The sequence below is a fragment of the Streptomyces sp. I05A-00742 genome (assembly GCF_013055795.1).
In the GTDB taxonomy this organism is placed as follows: domain Bacteria; phylum Actinomycetota; class Actinomycetes; order Streptomycetales; family Streptomycetaceae; genus Streptomyces.
Map to the genome: position 1 here is coordinate 43,805 of NZ_JABETO010000007.1, position 14,769 is coordinate 58,573.

Genomic DNA, 14,769 nt, shown 5'->3' on the forward strand with positions numbered 1-14,769 from the left:
CGCCGGAAAGCGGCACGGCGCCTGCCACTCCGTAGCGGGACGGACCTCAGTCGTCGGCCGCGACGAGAAGCGTCAGGAGTCCCGCCGAGCGGTCGATCAGGACGAACTCGTGGAAGTCGATCTGCACGCCGCCCCAGTCGTGGAAGGCGTCGTCGCCCAGGTCGGGCAGGTGATGCAGGCTGCTCGCGGCGGTGACGCGGTCGAAGACCTCCCGCCGCAGGTCGGCCTCCAGGGTGTCCGGCACCTCCCCGAACTGGTCCGTCCACGTGCGGAGGACGCGTACGGCATCCTCCTCGCCGACGGGTTCGTACGCCTCGGGGGACACCCGGGCCAGCCAGTAGGGGCCGTGCCGGGTTCCCTGCGGGTCCACGCCGCCGCCGGCGTAGTCGTCGCGGAACTGCTCGTGCCGGACGAGGGCGGCGAGGAGGGCGGCGTCGGTGGTGGCCGGGGCCGTCTGCGGAGGGAACCGCAGGTGCTTGATGTCGACCCACCGGCGGGCGTACGCGCTCGGCCTGCGGAACGGGTAGTCCGCGAAGTTGATGAAGGTGCTGTCCTGGTGGGCGAGTGACATGTCCACAATGTTCCACATGTCGGTCGACTCTCCGCGGCCGGGGCGAGGTCACTCGTTCACCGGCACCGGCGCGCTCTGCCGACGCGCGCGGCTTTTACTGTCCTTGGGGCTGGAGAAAGCCGATCGCTGGAAGGCGTGTGCCCGTGCCGGAGCCGAACGACGTGCCGTCCGCGCGGGGATGGCTGGGGCGCCTGGGGGAGTGGTGCGCCCGGCACTTCGTGATCGTCTTTGTGGTGTGGCTGGCGGCGCTGGGCGGGATGCAGGGGCTGGACAAGGCGTTCGGCGGGTCGTTCTCCGACAACTTCGACCTCCCCGGTACGCAGTCGGTGCGGGGGCTGGACGTGCTCAAGGAGCACGATCCGAAGACCGGCGGGACCAGCTCCCCGGTCGTCCTGCACGACGCCGCACGGCCCCTGGCCGATGTATCCGCGCAGGTCAGCAGCACCGTCGCGGCCCTCCAGAAGCTGCCGCACGTGCTGGCCGCCGCCAACCCCCTCCTCGTACCGTCCACGCCGTCCAAGGGCGGGCAGACCACCGGTCCCGTGTCGGCCGACGGCCGGACGGCGTACATCACGGTGCGGTTCGACACCTCGCCGGTCCTCCTCGGCGAGGACACCGTACGGGGCGTCGACCGGGCGGTGACGCCGCTGCGCACGGCCGGTGTGCAGGTGGAGTACGGCGGGCCGCTGGGCGAGCTCGCCCGGCCGAAGCCGGACGACCGGCTCAGCGAAGCCATCGGATTCGGCGCGGCCGTGGTGGTCCTGCTGATCGGCTTCGGCAGCGTCCTCGCCGCGGTGGTGCCCCTGGTGGCCGCCCTCGCGGGCGTCGTCACCGGCCTGGCGTGGCTGGGCCTGCTGGCGGCCGCGTTCACCTTCTCCACCGTCTCGCCGACCCTGGCCACCATGATGGGCCTGGGCGTGGGCATCGACTACGCCCTGTTCCTCCTCACCCGCCACCGGCAGAACGTCATGGACGGCATGGACGTCGCCGTCAGCGCGGGACGGTCGGTGGCCACCAACGGCCGGGCCGTCCTCGTCTCCGGCTGCACCGTCATCGTCGCCCTGGCCGGACTGTGGGCCTGCGGCATCCCCTTCGTCGGCAGGCTCGGCACCGCCGCGGGACTCACCGTCGTCACCGGCGTCCTGGCCGCGCTCACCCTGGTCCCGGCCCTGCTCGGCCTGATCGGGCGGCGCGTCGACCGCTACCGCGTCCGCACCCCGGTCGCGGAGACCACCCCGCACCGCGAAGGCAAGGAGCGCGGGGGCTGGCACCGGTACGCCGGACGGCTGGCACGCCACCCCTGGCGCTTCCTCGTCGCCGGCGTCGCCGTCGTCGGCATCCTCGCCATCCCGCTCTTCTCCCTGCGCCTCGGGCACATCGGCGACGGCGCCGACCCCGTCAGCTTCACCGACCGCCGCGCCTTCGACCTGATGTCGGCCGCCTTCGGCCCCGGCTCCAACGGACCGCTGACCGTCGTCGTCGACGGAACCGCCGTACCGCCCGCCGACTGGTCCGCCCTCGTCCGGCAGGTCGGCGGCGCCCTCGCCCACCTGCCCGGGGCGGCTGTCGTCGGCCCCTTGCAGACCTCGCCCGACGGCGATGTCCTCTCCGCCACCGTCATCCCCGCGGCCTCGCCCCAGGACGCCTCCACCACCGACCTGGTCAACCGGCTCAAGGACACCGTCCTGCCCCGGACCGTCGCCGGAACCGCCGCCCACTCCTACGTCACCGGTTTCACGGCGGTCCAGGTGGACTTCGCCGATCTCCTCTCCAGCCGCCTCCCGCTCATCATCGCGATCGTCGTCTGCCTCGCCTTCCTCCTCATCCTGGCCGTCTTCCACGGCCTCCTGGTCGCCCTCAAGGCGGCCGCGCTCAACATCGTCTCGATCGGGGCCTCCTACGGCGTGGTCGTCGCCGTCTTCCAGTGGGGCTGGGGCGGCCCCGCCCTCGGCGTCCACGGCACCGTGCCCATCGAGAGCTACGTACCGATGATGATGTTCGCCATCGTCTTCGGCCTCAGCATGGACTACGAGATCTTCCTGCTCTCCCGCGTCCAGGAGGCCTGGCTGCGCACGGGCGACTCCCAGGGCAGCGTCGCCTACGCCCTGGAGATCACCGCACGTGTGATCACGTGCGCCGCGCTCATCATGACCAGCGTCTTCGCCGCCTTCCTCATCAGCTCGAACGTCACCGTCAAGATGCTCGGCCTCGGCCTGGCCGTCAGCGTCCTCATCGACGCCACGGTCGTCCGCCTCGTCCTCGTCCCCGCGAGCATGACCCTGCTCGGCAGGAGCAACTGGTGGGCCCCGCGCTGGCTCGACCGGATGCTGCCCCGCATCCGCACCGAGGGCCCGACTCCTGGGCAGTGAGCGGTAGTTCGGTGTCAGTCGGCGGCCGGGCCGCGTACGAGGTCGGACGGATCCGTGTTGGCGCCGCACAGGACGACGGCGACCTTCTCGCCGGCCTCGGGACGGTACGCGGACAGCGCCGCGAACGCCGTGGCCCCGGCGTGCTCCACCGCGATCCGCCACTCGTCCCACAACTCCCGCCGCGCCCGGACGATTTCCGCGTCCGGTACGAGCACCGAGCGCACGTCGGACCCTTGGGCCGCGGCCAGGGCGAGCGGGGTCGCCCGTCGTGCGCCGAGCGCGTCGGCGGCGACCGAGTCCACGGTCACGTCGACCGGCCGTCCGGCGGCCAGCGCGGAGCGCAGCGCGCGGCTGTTCTCCGGTTCGGCGGCCACCGTACGGATGCCGTGCTCCCGGGCCGCCGTGGCGACCCCGGCGAACAGACCGCCACCTCCGGCCGCGACCATCACCGTGTCCAGGTCCGGCAGTTGGCCGTGGATCTCCTCCAGCAGGGTGCCGGCCCCGGCGGCGATCAGTGGATGGTCGTAGGCGTGCGAGGCGAGCGCGCCGGTCCTCGCGGCGAACTCCTCGCAGGCGGCCAGCGCCACGGCGTACTCCGTCCCGACGAGGCGCACGTCCGCCCCGTACGCCCGCAGCCCGGCCACCTTCACCGGCGGCGCGGTCTCCGGCACGAACACCGTGGCCCTCACGCCTTCCCGCCGCGCCGCCCAGGCGCAGGCCAGGCCCGCGTTGCCGCCGGAGGCGATGGTCACTCCGGCCTCGGGGAGGGTGCCGGCGTCCCGGTGCGCCCGGAGGAAGTTCTGCGCGCCGCGCGCCTTGAAGGAGCCGGTGTGCTGGAGGTACTCCAGGGCCAGCCAGAGCTGGCTGCCGTCCCCGGAGTCGGCCGCGACGTCGGCCGGGACGAGGGTGACCGGTCTGACGCGGCCGGCGATGCGGTCGGTGGCGGCTCGGACGTCGGTGTAGGTGAGGGCGGAGGCAGCCGGGTGGGACACGGGGGCTCCTGGTGGGAGGCGGGGGTGACGCGGTACGGTACGCCGTACCGTACGCTGTCCCGTATGCCCCGGCAATCCCCCTCCCTGGACCTCGCGACCCCGGACCACATCGCCGCCACGGCCCTGCGGCTCGTCGACCGGGAGGGCGCGGGCGCCCTCACCTTCCGGACCCTGGCAGCGGAACTTGGCATCTCTGTCGCCTCCCTCCAGCGCCGCTGCACGGACCTCGCCGGGCTCCTGGACCTGGTCACCGACCACCTCGCCGCCGAACTCCCCGACGTTCCCCCCGGCACCCCCTGGGCCGCCGCCACCGAACTCCGGTTCACCGCCCTGTACCGGCTGCTCGCCACCCACCCGGGACTGGTCACCCTGCGCGGCAGCCGACCCCTCCTCGGCCCGAAGCTGCTCGAACGCCTCGTCGAACCCCAGCTCGCCGACAGCCTGGCCGCCGGCCTCGCCCCCGAGGCCGCGATCGCCGCCTACCGGCGCATGTACCTGCTCACCCTCGGCAGCGCGGCTTTCGTCGACCACCGCGACCACAAGTCCGCCCAGGCGCAGACCCGTTCCGCCCTCGCCGCCCTCGACCCCGACACCTTCCCGGTGCTCACGGGCCACCTCGCGGCGATCGTCCCCGCCGTGACCGACCACGAGGTCTACTACGACGCCCTCCGCCAGCTCATCCGCGCCGCGGACCCGGCGGGGCCAGCCCCCGTCACGCGGTGACCGAGTACCGGGCCGCCCGCTCACCCGCGCACAGATAGCGACAACCCGCTCCCACCGCCCCCAGCGCCGCCTCGACTCTCCGCCGCTCGTACGGCTCCACCTCCGCCGGCCAGCACGCCGGGTCCACGAACCCCCAGGCCAGCACCTCGTCCGTACCGTCGCCCGCGGTTCGGGGGAGGTTGACGCACGTCGCCTGCTCGGCGCTCAACCGGCCGCAGTCCACGACGAACTGGATGCTCTCGCCCTCCGGTCCACTGACCCGCGCGTCGTGGTCCACCGCCACCACGTGCCCGGGGTCGACCGGTACGCCGAGCATGCGGCGCGCGTGGTAGGTGGCGGCCCACAGCGCGGTCTCACCGGGGAGGGCCGGGCCTCCGGGCAGCACGCGGCGGGCGCGGCCGCCGGGGGAGGCGAGGGTGACGAGCAGGGGGTGACCGAGGTCGTTGGTGAGGAGGGCGTGGCCGAGGAGGCGGTGGCGAGGGGGGTTTGTCATGGGGGGTGCTCCCTTGGGTGGGTGAGCGGAGGCGGGCACCGAGGAGAAGTGGTGACGCGGGCAATCGCCCGCGGTGCGGATCCACTTGGGAGTTCCTCTTCGCCTCGGTGCAGACGGAAGCTAGCGCCCTCGGCTCGTCAGTTACAAGAGTGCAACGTTGAACTCGTGCAACGTGATCTGCTCAAACGCCACCCACCTGCGGAGATGGAGGGTCGGCAGGCTGCTGAGATCACCCGATCGGGTGGCCGAGATCTGACGTCCTGGCATACAGGAGCAGTGCACCCAGTTGGTGTTGGCCGGTCGTGACGAGCGCCAGAGGGTCGTCACTCTCCCGTATGAGAATCCCGTCTCTGGATTGACTCAGCTCGACGCAGTCGTCGCTGTCCCCGGAGAATGAGGATTTCTGCCACTTCGGTTCCATCATGCCGTGTCCTCACAACTGCTCAAGAGTGTCGCGCACGAAGCGCAGCGACTCGGGTGGTGGTAGGGAAATGTCCAGGGCGCGGCGGAGAATGCTGCGGTATTTCTCCAAGTGCGCTTCTGTGTCCAGGAGGACGGATCCGTGGGCGGTGTCGAGCGAAATCGTGTCGAGCCTCGGGACGGGTCCGGACGCATAGGTGAGTGAGCTGTTGGCGCTGGGGAACGCGCCGGCGGCGAAGGGGATGACGCGTAGCGTGACACCGTCATGTCCGGCCATCTCGATCAGCCTTTCCAGTTGCCGCCGTTGCCCGTCCCTGCCCGGGAATGTCATGCGCAAGGCCGCTTCGTGGACGACGAAGGTGCACTGCTTCGCGGGACTCTGCTCGATCACTCGCTTCCGCTGCATCCGGTAGGTGACTCTGCGCTGGACATCGATGGCGGACAGCTCCGGGACGGTCTGGCCGAAGACGGCACGCGCGTACTCCTCGGTCTGCAACAGGCCGGGAATGTAGACCACCTGGAAAGCGGTCAGCGCGATCGCGTGATGTTCGAGTTCTGCCAGATCGAGGGCGGTGGGCGAAATCGACTCCCGGTACTCCTCCCACCATCTCTTCCCGCGTTCTTCCGTCATGCGGACGAGGGCTTCGATGTACGCGGAATCCGGGCACGCGTAGATTCTCGCGAGCGCTCTCAGACGCTCCGCGCTGATCCCGATCCGCCCGGCCTCGATATTGCTGATGCGCGTACGGTCGGCACCGAATTGCGCACCGGCGTCGGCGACGGTGATTCCGCAGTGCTCGCGCATCTTGCGCAGTTCCGTACCCAAGCGCCGCTGACGGCCCGTCGGCGCTGACCTGGGTGGCATATCCGGTCCTCCCCTGATTCTTGCGCACAGTCTCCCGTGCGGTCTTCACGTCGTCCAGGTGTTGCACTCACACCCCTGCGCTAGTTGCACCCGTGCATCGACACGTCTACGGTCCTGCCTACACCGCGCCGCACCGCTCCGGGAAGACCCGAAGTGCAGCCACCTATATGTCCGTTGAGGCATCCCGGGAGGTGGCCGAGCCACGGACAGGGGCGCAGGCGCATGCAATCGACCGACCGCTCGGAGGCAACCTCATGAGTACGGCAACCCTCGACCACCCCCGCGCCACCGGCCCCTACCGGATAGTCGCCCCCGCCGACTTCACGACCGTGCACCTCGCCAGGGAGTTCACGGCATCCGTCCTGGTGGCCATGGGCCGCGCCGCGCTGGTCGACGACGCGTGCCTCTGCGCGGCGGAGCTCGTCACGAATGCCGTGCGGCACGCCAGGACGTTCCGCGTGACGGTCGACGTCGCGTTCCGGCCGGGGCGGGTGGTTGTCGCGGTGGGGGACGAAGACCCATTCCGCCGGGCGCAAGAGGGCGGAAGCAGGCTGGAGTTGGTGCGCAGCGTCTGTGTGGCGCACGGAGTGAACCGCACCTGGAACCGGCCGCCGGGCAGTCGGGCGCTGATTGTCACGGGGAAGCGGGTGTGGTGCGAGCTGGACGACGGGGGCGAAGCTGACGCGGAGAGACACCCGTTCGCCATGGAACGCTCGATCGAGCCAGGCGTCGAATGAGTGATCGCTCTCCGAATTCCGGACCTTCGGCCCCCGCCGGTTCATACCTTCAGCCCATGGTCACATCACGCCATGAGGCGTCGCACCAAATCTTCCGGGAACGCCCGGAGTTGCTGGATCCGGTGTTCCAAATCTTCGGGGTGCCGTTGCCGGAACGGGCTGCCATCGAGGTCATCTCTCCGGACGCAACGGAGATCAGGCCCCTCGAACGGCGCGTGGACAGTCCTGCGCGTCAAACCGCCCAGCGGAATCGGCTTCCTGCTCGCCATCGAGTCGCAGGGGCGACGGGACGCGGACAAGGCGGTCAGCTGGGCCTACTACCTGGCCTTTTTGAAGGCGAAGTACAAGTGCCCGGCGCTGTTGCTCGTGGTCTGCCAGGACAAGGCGACAGCGGACTGGGCGACCGGGCCGTTCCGGTTGGGTGCCGGCGGCTGGACGGCGCTTTCGGTGCGTCCGATGGTGCTGGGGCCCGGCAACACCCCAAAGATCATCGACAAGGAGGAAGCCGCACAGAACCTGGCTCTGGCGACGTTCTCCGCCATGGCACACGGGCGCGACCCGGCTGTCGACGACATACTGGACGCACTGGCGCGGGCCCTGGGGACGGCGGACGAGGAAGACGTCGTGTTCTACGCGGAAATGCTGGAGAGCGGCCTGGGAGACACCCGGGCGGCGAAGACCTGGAGGAAGCTCGTGAAGATCCACACCTATTTCCCCGGCCGCGGGACCCTCATCGAGGAGACGCTCGAACAGGGACGTGTCGAGGGACAGGCCAAGGAGCGCGCCGAGACGGTGCTGCGCATGCTGGAGCGTCGGGAAGTCGCCGTTCCGGACGAGGTGCGGGAGCGTGTTCTCGGCTGCTCCGACCTGGAGACGCTCGGCCGATGGCTCGATCGAGCCTTCACCGTCACCAACGCCGAGGACCTCTTCGAGGAAGAGCGCTGAAGCCGTACACACGCGACTGTGCCCCACAGTGGCGGACCACTGCGGGGCACGCGCGGGCTACCCGAACCGCCCTGCCTTGATCCGGGACAGAAGCCCGTGAGTCACCCGGGGGCTGGTGTCGAGGACGACGTCGGCATCGTCGCTTTCCCGCACCAGCACAGCCCCCTGCCGCCGGGCGAGTTCCAAGCACTCGTTTTGTTCAGTGGAGAAGGATGATCTCTGCCAGGGCGTATCCGACATGCTCACCTCCAGGTGTGTCTCCTGCTGGGCGGGGCGAAGGAGCCTACTTCACGACCGTGATCCGCTCCGCCTTCGGCGGATCCAGCGGCGCGTTCTTCGACGAGTGGGCGCTCAGGTACGCGAGGAAAACATCCAGGTCGGACGCCCCGACCCGCTTGTTCTTCGCCTCCTTGAAGGTGGCGAAGCCGTCGCCGCCGCCCATCAGGAACTCGTTGGCCGCGACGCGGTACGTCTTCGCCGGGTCGATCGGCGTGCCGTTGAGCTTCACGGACGAGGTGACGATGCGGTCGGCGCCGCTCTTCGTCAGGTCCAGCGTGTACGTCAGCCCCTTGCTCACCTGAAGGATCTTCGGCTGGGGGCCGTTGACCGTGCCGCTGACCTGCTGCTGGAGGACGGAGATGAGCTGGGCGCCGGTGAGGTCGGCGGTCTGCATCATGTTGGTGAAGGGCTGGACGGTGAAGGCCTTGCCGTAGGTCACGACGCCGTCGCCCTCGGCGCCGGCGGCCTTGTAGGCGAGGTCGGAGCGGATGCCGCCGGGGTTCATGAAGGCGATCTGGGCGCCGCCCTTGTCGGCGGGGGCGAGGGCTTCGAGCTGGGAGTCGGCGATGACGTCGCCGAGGGGCTTCTCGTACGCGTCCGAGCCCCGGCCGTTGATGTCGGCGGAGATGTAGCCGACGGGGCGGTTGGCGATCGGCGCGGCGAGGGCGTTCCAGCGGGCGATGAGGGAGGTCATGTCCGCGGCCTTGGGCCGGTCGCGGTCGACCACGTGGTTGGTGGCGCGGGGGCGCGCGACGGGGGTGCGCACGATGTCGCGGGTGCGGCGGTCGTACGTGAGCTTGGTGTCGGTGTAGAGGCGGCCGAAGGAGGCGGCCGAGGTGACGGTGCGCGGGTTGCCCGCGGGGTCGGGGATGGTGCAGGCGTAGGCCTGGTGCGTGTGGCCGGTGACGAAGGCGTCGACCTTCGGCGTGACCTTCTTGGCGATGTCGACGATCGGGCCGGAGATGCCGGCGCCGGCGCCCGGGGTGTCGCAGTTGTCGTTGTACGAACCCGATGCCGGCATGCCGCCCTCGTGGACGAGGGTGACGATCGCCTTGACGCCCTTGCGGTCGAGCTCCTTGGCGTACTTGTCGATGGTGGCGACCTCGTCGGCGAACTTGAGGCCCTTGACGCCCTCCGCCGTGACGACGTCCGGCGTGCCCTTGAGGGTGAGGCCGATGATGCCGATCTTCACGCCCTTGTGCCGCCAGATCGTGTACGGCTTGAGGATGGGCCTGCCGGTCTTCTCGTCGGTGACGTTCGCGGCGAGGTAGGGGAAGTCGGCGCCCTTGAACGTCTTGCCCTTCTCGAAGCAGCCGTCCTTGGGGTGGCACCCGCCGCGCTGCATCCGCAGCAGTTCGGCCCGGCCCTCGTCGAACTCGTGGTTGCCGACCGAGGTGACGTCGAGCTTCAGCTTGTTGAGCGCCTCGATGGTCGGTTCGTCGTGGAAGAGGCCGGTCATCAGCGGGCTGGCGCCGATCATGTCGCCGGCCGCGGCGGTGATCGAGTACTCGTGGCCCTTGCGCGCGGTGCGCAGCGCGTCGGCCAGGTACTCCACGCCGCCCGCCGGTATGACCTTCTTCGTCCCGTCCTTCTGCGTCTCGGTCACCGTGCCGGACGAGCCCTGCGGCGGCTCCAGGTTGCCGTGCAGGTCGTTGAAGGACAGGAGCTGGACGTCCACCGTGCGGCCGTGGCGGTGGCCGTCGCCGCGGCCGTGGTCGCGGTCGCGGTCGTGGGAGGGCGCCGCTCCGGCCGGAGCGGCGGCGAGGACACCGGCGGTGGCGGCGAGGACGGCGGCGCCGGCCGTCAGTCGTCTCGCGAGGCGCTTCCGTGGTGGCGTCGCGTGCATGTGTTCCCCTTTGTGCGGGTTTGGCAGTGCCAGGTGATGCGGTCTGCGGCAGCCTACGGTCAACGCGCGTAGCGCGCAGGAGGGTTGAGGTGACGAATTGGTAGCGCTTGGGCGCTCCGTCCCCCCGCGAGTACCGCCTGCGGGCACCCCTTACGGACACCCCCGCGGGCAACGAAAAGGTCACGTCGCTTGACCGAATCCGCCCCCTGTGGCTTATTGGGCGCCAGCACCACTAAGGCAAGGCTTCCCTTCCCTTGGGCGTCCCTGCCGCAGCACCACCCACACCCCTGAGGAATCCACCGTGTCCGCCCCGGCCGGCCCCGCACCCCTCGTCACCCGGCCCGTCCTCCACACCGCCGCCGCCGCGGGCCTCTGCGCCCTCTGGGCGGCGGCGGTCTGGACCGCCGTCCACCTGCGGGCCGACCCGCACCTCCATGACGTCGCGCTCTTCGTCCACCTCGCCTCGCTGCTCGTCGGCTTCGGCGCCGTGCTCACCGTCGACTGGCTGGGCCTGCTGTGGCTGACGGGACGCAGGGAGCTGCCCGAGGTCCTGCGGACGGCGGGCGCGGTCCACCTGCCCGTCTGGCTGGGCCTGGCCGGGCTCGTCGGGACCGGCGTCCTGCTCCACCCCGACCCCGGCTCCCCGCTCACCCGCGTCAAGCTCGGCCTCGTCCTCCTCGTCGCCCTCAACGGCCTGCACGCCCGGACCCTCCAGCCGCGCATGGAGGCCGTCGCCGCCGGACGGACGCCCGCCTCCCGCGCCCTGACCGTCCGCTGCGCCGTCACCGTCCTCCTCTCGCAACTCGGCTGGTGGGGCGCCACCGTCATCGGCTTCCTCAACAGCAGGCGCTGAGTCGGAGACCAGGCGAACCCCCCAAGACGGCAGACGCGGCGCTGGTCCGAACCCCGTCCGGGCCGCGGCATAGGCTCGACCCATGACTGACGAGTTGAACGACGCGAGCGGACGGCGACGGATCGAGGTGCTGGACGAGCCGGCGCCCGAGCACGTGCGGGACGTGCTGCGGCTGATCGCGGAGGCCGCGGCGGTCGACGGCCAGCAGGCCGTCTCCGAGCAGGGCCGCCTCCAGCTCAAGGGGCGCCGCCCGGGCGTACGGCACCTGCTCCTGCACGAACAGGGCGGAGAGGGTGGAGAGGGCGAGGCGGGCGGCGGGGACGTCCTCGTCGGATACGCGCAGCTGGAGGACACCGACCCCGTCGAGGCCCCGGCCGGCGAGCTCGTCGTGCACCCCGCGCACCGCGGCCGCGGCCACGGCCGGGCGCTGGGCAGCGCGTTGTTGCAGGAGTCCGGCAAGCGGCTGCGGGTCTGGGCGCACGGCGGCCACCCGGCCGCGCGCCACCTCGCCCAGGTGCTGGGGATGAGCCTGTTCCGCGAGCTGCGGCAGATGCGCCGCCCGCTGGAGGGCCTGGAGCTCGCCGAGCCCGTCCTCCCCGAGGGCGTGACCGTACGGACCTTCCGGCCCGGCGCCGACGACGCGGCGTGGCTCGCCACCAACGCCGAGGCGTTCGCGCACCACCCGGAACAGGGCTCGCTCACCCAGCGCGACCTGGACGACCGCAAGGCCGAGAGCTGGTTCGACCCCGAGGGCTTCTTCCTCGCCGAACGGGACGGGGAGATCGTCGGCTTCCACTGGACGAAGGTCCACGCGGCCGAACGCCTCGGCGAGGTGTACGTGGTCGGCGTCCGCCCCGGCGCGCAGGGCGGCGGGCTCGGCAAGGCGCTGACGACCATCGGCCTCCGCCACCTCGCGGCGTCGGGCCTGCCGACGGCCATGCTCTACGTGGACGCGGACAACGTCCCGGCGGTGACGGTCTACGAACGCCTGGGCTTCACGATCCACGAGACGGACCTGATGTACCGCACGGAGAGCTGACCCCCGCAGCCACTGAAGGCCCCCGCCCGCAAACCGGCAACCCGGCAACCCAAGGTTGACAACGGGCGGGGTATCCGAGCACCCTGCTTCCACTAATCAATTAGTGAAAGCAGGGGAGATGATGGCGTGGTCGAGTTCCGCATCGACCGCCGCAGCGGTGTCGCCACGTACCTCCAGATCGCCCAGCAGGTCGAACAGGCCCTGCGCCTCGGTCTGCTGATGCCCGGCGACCAGCTGCCCACCGCCCGTGAGGTCGTCGCGGCCACCGCCATCAACCCCAACACCGTCCTGAAGGCCTACCGCGAGCTCGACCGCGCGGGCCTGGTCGAGGCGCGCCCCGGAATGGGGACGTTCGTCCGGCGCTCCCTGGCGAGGCCCGGCGCCGCCGCCGACTCGCCGCTCCGGGCCGAACTGGCCGCCTGGGCGGACCGCGCCCGCGCGGCCGGGCTCGACCGGGGCGATGTCACCGCGCTGGTGACGTCCGTCGTGGACGAGGCCTACGGCTGCCGGACCCCCGGCGCCCAAGGCGGTAGCGGCGGGAACCCGACAGGACACGCGGACGAGGGGACCGGATGACCGACCTGACCTACCTCCCCGGCGGGACCGCGATCGAAGCGGTCGGGCTGGGCGTGCGGCACGGACGCGCCCGGGTGCTGAGCGACTGCTCGTTCCGGGTGCCGACGGGCCGGGTCTGCGCGCTCGTCGGACCCAACGGGGCCGGCAAGTCCACCCTGCTGTCCGCCGTGGCGGGGCTGCGGCGGCCGCACAGCGGCTCGCTTGAAGTGCTGGGCGGGCCCGCGGGCGGTTCGGACGCCCGGCCGCGGGTGGCCTATCTGGCCCAGGAGAAGCCGCTCTACCCGCAGTTCACCATCGCCGACACCCTGCGCATGGGCCGTGAGCTCAACCCCGGGCGCTGGGACCAGGCGGCGGCGGAACGGCTGGTGCGGGAGGGGAACCTGTCGCCGCACGCGCGCGTCGGTGCGCTCTCCGGCGGCCAGCGCACCCGCGTCGCGCTGGCCCTGGCCTTCGGCAAGCGCCCCGAACTGCTGCTCCTGGACGAGCCGATGGGCGATCTCGACCCGCTGGTGCGGCACGAGATGACGGCCGCCCTGATGACCGAGGCCGCCGAGAACGCCACCACCATCGTGCTGGCCTCCCACGTCCTCTCCGAACTCGACGGCGTCTGCGACTACCTGCTGCTCCTGGGCGACGGCCGGATACGGCTCGCGGGCGAGGTCGAGGACCTGATCGGCGCGCACCGCGTCGTCGTCGGCCGGCACGAGGAGCCGGGGACGCCCCGGGCGTTCGCCCTGCACACGGTCGTCTCCTCGCGGACGACGGGCCGTCAGCTCACCGCCGTGCTCCGGCCCGAGGGGCCGATCGCCGGGGACTGGGAGATGTCGGAACCGACCCTGGAGGACCTGCTCCTGGCCCACCTCCGGGCCCCCGGGGTGCCGCCGCTGCTCACCCCGAGCGCCGAACCCCGGTCCGGGAGGGCCGCCGCGTGACGTCCACTTCAACACCCGCTCCGCCCGTCCCCGTCGCCCGGCGCTCCCTCCGGCCGCGCGGTATCGCCTGGCTCGTCCTGCGCCAGCACCGGGCCACCTTCATCGTCCTGGCGCTGCTCCTGGTGGTGGACCTGGGGCAACTCCTGGTGCTGCGCTGGCTGTTGGCCCACGAAGCCGACTCCCAGGGCCTCGCCCGGCTCTGCGCCGACATCGGTCCGGAATGCGTGGACCAGTGGTCGTCCATCGGTGACTTCCGCTCCACGTACGGCGACGCCCTGCACTTCAACGGCCTGGTGGTGCAGTACGTGCCGCTGCTGGCCGGGCTGTTCACCGCCGGGCCGATGGTCGCGCGCGAGCTGGAGAACGGGACGTGGAAGCTGGCGTGGACGCAGTCCGTGTCGCCGGTCCGCTGGCTCGCGGCCAAACTGGCCGTGCCCGCGGTGCTGGTGCTGACCGGGGTGTCCCTGCTGTCGGCGGTCTACACATGGTGCTGGGCGGCCGTACCGCCCGAAGTGCTGCCGGGCCAGCGCTGGTACGACTCGTTCGGCATGCTCGGCCCGATGCCGGTGGCCGACGCCCTGCTCGGGGTGGCGCTCGGAGCGCTCGCGGCGCTGCTGACCCGGCGCACGGTGGCGGCGATGGTGCTCACCCTTGTGGGCTATGGGCTGGTCCGGTCGGCGCTGGGCCTCGTCCGCCCCTACCTGCTGCCCCGCACCCGGCTGACCTCGCTGGACATGCCCGCCTGGTCCACCGACGGCTGGGTCGTCGACCGCGGCATGCTCACTCGTTCGGGTGAACGCGTGTGGGGCGACTCGTGCGACGTCGGCGTCTCGCCGGACCGGTGCCTCGCCCAGCACGGCGCCGACCGCTGGTATCTCGACTACCACCCCACGGCGCACCACTGGCCGCTGGCGTGGATGGAGGCGGGCCTGCTGGCCGTCCTCGCCGCGCTCGCCGCCTGGGCGGCGGTGCGCTGGCTGCGGCGGGGCCGGCCCTGAGGCCGACGGCCTGTTGTCACCCCACGTGACGGCCGGAAGCCCTCCGTCGCCCGCGGGAGGCTCCCGGGTTTCCCGCACGCCATGTGGGCGTTACCCGTGATTCAACCGCGGTTGCCAGTCTTGCGGGATGC

The 14,769-nt window shown here is 71.5% G+C and carries 16 protein-coding genes; 9 read left to right on the forward strand and 7 right to left on the reverse strand.

Features of this window, described 5'->3' with window-relative positions:
* Positions 1–46 precede the first annotated feature (46 nt).
* A complete protein-coding gene (locus HN013_RS09215) occupies positions 47–571 on the reverse strand; it encodes a hypothetical protein (RefSeq protein WP_249374859.1) in 525 nt (174 codons plus the stop codon).
* A 143-nt stretch (positions 572–714) separates the two neighbouring features.
* Here HN013_RS09215 and HN013_RS09220 point away from each other — a divergent pair, with 143 nt between their 5' ends.
* Positions 715–2,940, forward strand: coding sequence for an MMPL family transporter (locus HN013_RS09220; protein WP_312018544.1), 2,226 nt, complete (start codon positions 715–717; stop codon positions 2,938–2,940).
* Between the two features lie 14 nt (positions 2,941–2,954).
* Here HN013_RS09220 and HN013_RS09225 read toward each other — a convergent pair whose 3' ends face one another.
* Positions 2,955–3,932, reverse strand: coding sequence for a threonine/serine dehydratase (locus HN013_RS09225; RefSeq protein WP_171165002.1), 978 nt, complete (start codon positions 3,930–3,932; stop codon positions 2,955–2,957).
* A gap of 63 nt (positions 3,933–3,995) precedes the next feature.
* On the opposite strand from HN013_RS09225, the gene HN013_RS09230 reads away from it, so the two are divergent.
* Positions 3,996–4,655 carry a TetR/AcrR family transcriptional regulator gene (locus HN013_RS09230; RefSeq protein ID WP_171165004.1) on the forward strand — a complete coding sequence of 220 codons (660 nt, stop codon included), beginning with the start codon at positions 3,996–3,998 and terminating at the stop codon, positions 4,653–4,655.
* Here HN013_RS09230 and HN013_RS09235 read toward each other — a convergent pair.
* From HN013_RS09235 to HN013_RS09245, 3 genes are all read right to left on the reverse strand, one after another.
* The gene (locus HN013_RS09235) at positions 4,645–5,148 is read right to left on the reverse strand and encodes a hypothetical protein (protein WP_171165006.1); all 504 of its coding nucleotides are present in this window, start codon (positions 5,146–5,148) and stop codon (positions 4,645–4,647) included. The two genes, HN013_RS09230 and HN013_RS09235, sit on opposite strands and share 11 nt — an antisense overlap.
* A gap of 229 nt (positions 5,149–5,377) precedes the next feature.
* Positions 5,378–5,572 carry a DUF397 domain-containing protein gene (locus HN013_RS09240; protein WP_171165008.1) on the reverse strand — a complete coding sequence of 65 codons (195 nt, stop codon included), beginning with the start codon at positions 5,570–5,572 and terminating at the stop codon, positions 5,378–5,380.
* A gap of 9 nt (positions 5,573–5,581) precedes the next feature.
* Positions 5,582–6,433: a Scr1 family TA system antitoxin-like transcriptional regulator gene (locus HN013_RS09245; protein WP_171165009.1), complete on the reverse strand. Its 852-nt coding sequence runs from the start codon at positions 6,431–6,433 to the stop codon at positions 5,582–5,584.
* A gap of 254 nt (positions 6,434–6,687) precedes the next feature.
* On the opposite strand from HN013_RS09245, the gene HN013_RS09250 reads away from it, so the two are divergent.
* Together HN013_RS09250 and HN013_RS09255 are read left to right on the forward strand one after the other, a co-directional pair.
* Entirely contained in the window at positions 6,688–7,170 is a 483-nt protein-coding gene (locus tag HN013_RS09250) for an ATP-binding protein (RefSeq protein ID WP_171165011.1), read from the forward strand.
* Positions 7,171–7,500: 330 nt separating this feature from the next.
* The gene (locus HN013_RS09255; protein WP_312018545.1) at positions 7,501–8,115 is read left to right on the forward strand and encodes a hypothetical protein; all 615 of its coding nucleotides are present in this window, start codon (positions 7,501–7,503) and stop codon (positions 8,113–8,115) included.
* Positions 8,116–8,172: 57 nt separating this feature from the next.
* Here HN013_RS09255 and HN013_RS09260 read toward each other — a convergent pair whose 3' ends face one another.
* Positions 8,173–8,355 (reverse strand): DUF397 domain-containing protein, encoded by a 183-nt coding sequence (locus HN013_RS09260; protein ID WP_171165013.1) that lies wholly within the window; start codon positions 8,353–8,355, stop codon positions 8,173–8,175.
* Positions 8,356–8,398: 43 nt separating this feature from the next.
* Positions 8,399–10,240 (reverse strand): bifunctional UDP-sugar hydrolase/5'-nucleotidase, encoded by a 1,842-nt coding sequence (locus tag HN013_RS09265; protein ID WP_171165015.1) that lies wholly within the window; start codon positions 10,238–10,240, stop codon positions 8,399–8,401.
* 301 nt (positions 10,241–10,541) lie between these two features.
* Here HN013_RS09265 and HN013_RS09270 point away from each other — a divergent pair, with 301 nt between their 5' ends.
* The 5 genes from HN013_RS09270 to HN013_RS09290 all read left to right on the forward strand — a co-directional run bounded on the left by HN013_RS09270 (position 10,542) and on the right by HN013_RS09290 (position 14,638).
* Positions 10,542–11,093 (forward strand): hypothetical protein, encoded by a 552-nt coding sequence (locus HN013_RS09270; RefSeq protein WP_171165017.1) that lies wholly within the window; start codon positions 10,542–10,544, stop codon positions 11,091–11,093.
* Positions 11,094–11,175: 82 nt separating this feature from the next.
* Complete coding sequence (gene mshD, locus HN013_RS09275) at positions 11,176–12,132, forward strand: mycothiol synthase (RefSeq protein ID WP_171165019.1); 957 nt, start codon at positions 11,176–11,178, stop codon at positions 12,130–12,132.
* A 126-nt stretch (positions 12,133–12,258) separates the two neighbouring features.
* Positions 12,259–12,708, forward strand: coding sequence for a GntR family transcriptional regulator (locus HN013_RS09280; RefSeq protein ID WP_312018546.1), 450 nt, complete (start codon positions 12,259–12,261; stop codon positions 12,706–12,708).
* Entirely contained in the window at positions 12,705–13,640 is a 936-nt protein-coding gene (locus tag HN013_RS09285; protein ID WP_171165021.1) for an ABC transporter ATP-binding protein, read from the forward strand. The genes HN013_RS09280 and HN013_RS09285 overlap by 4 nt, the downstream gene beginning before the upstream one ends.
* Positions 13,637–14,638 carry an ABC transporter permease gene (locus HN013_RS09290; protein ID WP_171165022.1) on the forward strand — a complete coding sequence of 334 codons (1,002 nt, stop codon included), beginning with the start codon at positions 13,637–13,639 and terminating at the stop codon, positions 14,636–14,638. Before HN013_RS09285 ends, HN013_RS09290 begins: the two co-directional genes overlap by 4 nt.
* The last annotated feature ends 131 nt before the right edge of the window (positions 14,639–14,769 follow it).

Coding starts and splice junctions, on each gene's coding strand:
- mshD (WP_171165019.1), top strand. CDS start 11,176: ATGACTGACGAGTTGAACGACGCGAGCGGACGGCGACGGATCGAGGTG.
- HN013_RS09250 (WP_171165011.1), top strand. CDS start 6,688: ATGAGTACGGCAACCCTCGACCACCCCCGCGCCACCGGCCCCTACCGG.
- HN013_RS09240 (WP_171165008.1), bottom strand. CDS start 5,572: ATGATGGAACCGAAGTGGCAGAAATCCTCATTCTCCGGGGACAGCGAC.
- HN013_RS09260 (WP_171165013.1), bottom strand. CDS start 8,355: ATGTCGGATACGCCCTGGCAGAGATCATCCTTCTCCACTGAACAAAAC.
- HN013_RS09235 (WP_171165006.1), bottom strand. CDS start 5,148: ATGACAAACCCCCCTCGCCACCGCCTCCTCGGCCACGCCCTCCTCACC.
- HN013_RS09285 (WP_171165021.1), top strand. CDS start 12,705: ATGACCGACCTGACCTACCTCCCCGGCGGGACCGCGATCGAAGCGGTC.
- HN013_RS09245 (WP_171165009.1), bottom strand. CDS start 6,433: ATGCCACCCAGGTCAGCGCCGACGGGCCGTCAGCGGCGCTTGGGTACG.
- HN013_RS09230 (WP_171165004.1), top strand. CDS start 3,996: ATGCCCCGGCAATCCCCCTCCCTGGACCTCGCGACCCCGGACCACATC.
- HN013_RS09265 (WP_171165015.1), bottom strand. CDS start 10,240: ATGCACGCGACGCCACCACGGAAGCGCCTCGCGAGACGACTGACGGCC.
- HN013_RS09215 (WP_249374859.1), bottom strand. CDS start 571: ATGTCACTCGCCCACCAGGACAGCACCTTCATCAACTTCGCGGACTAC.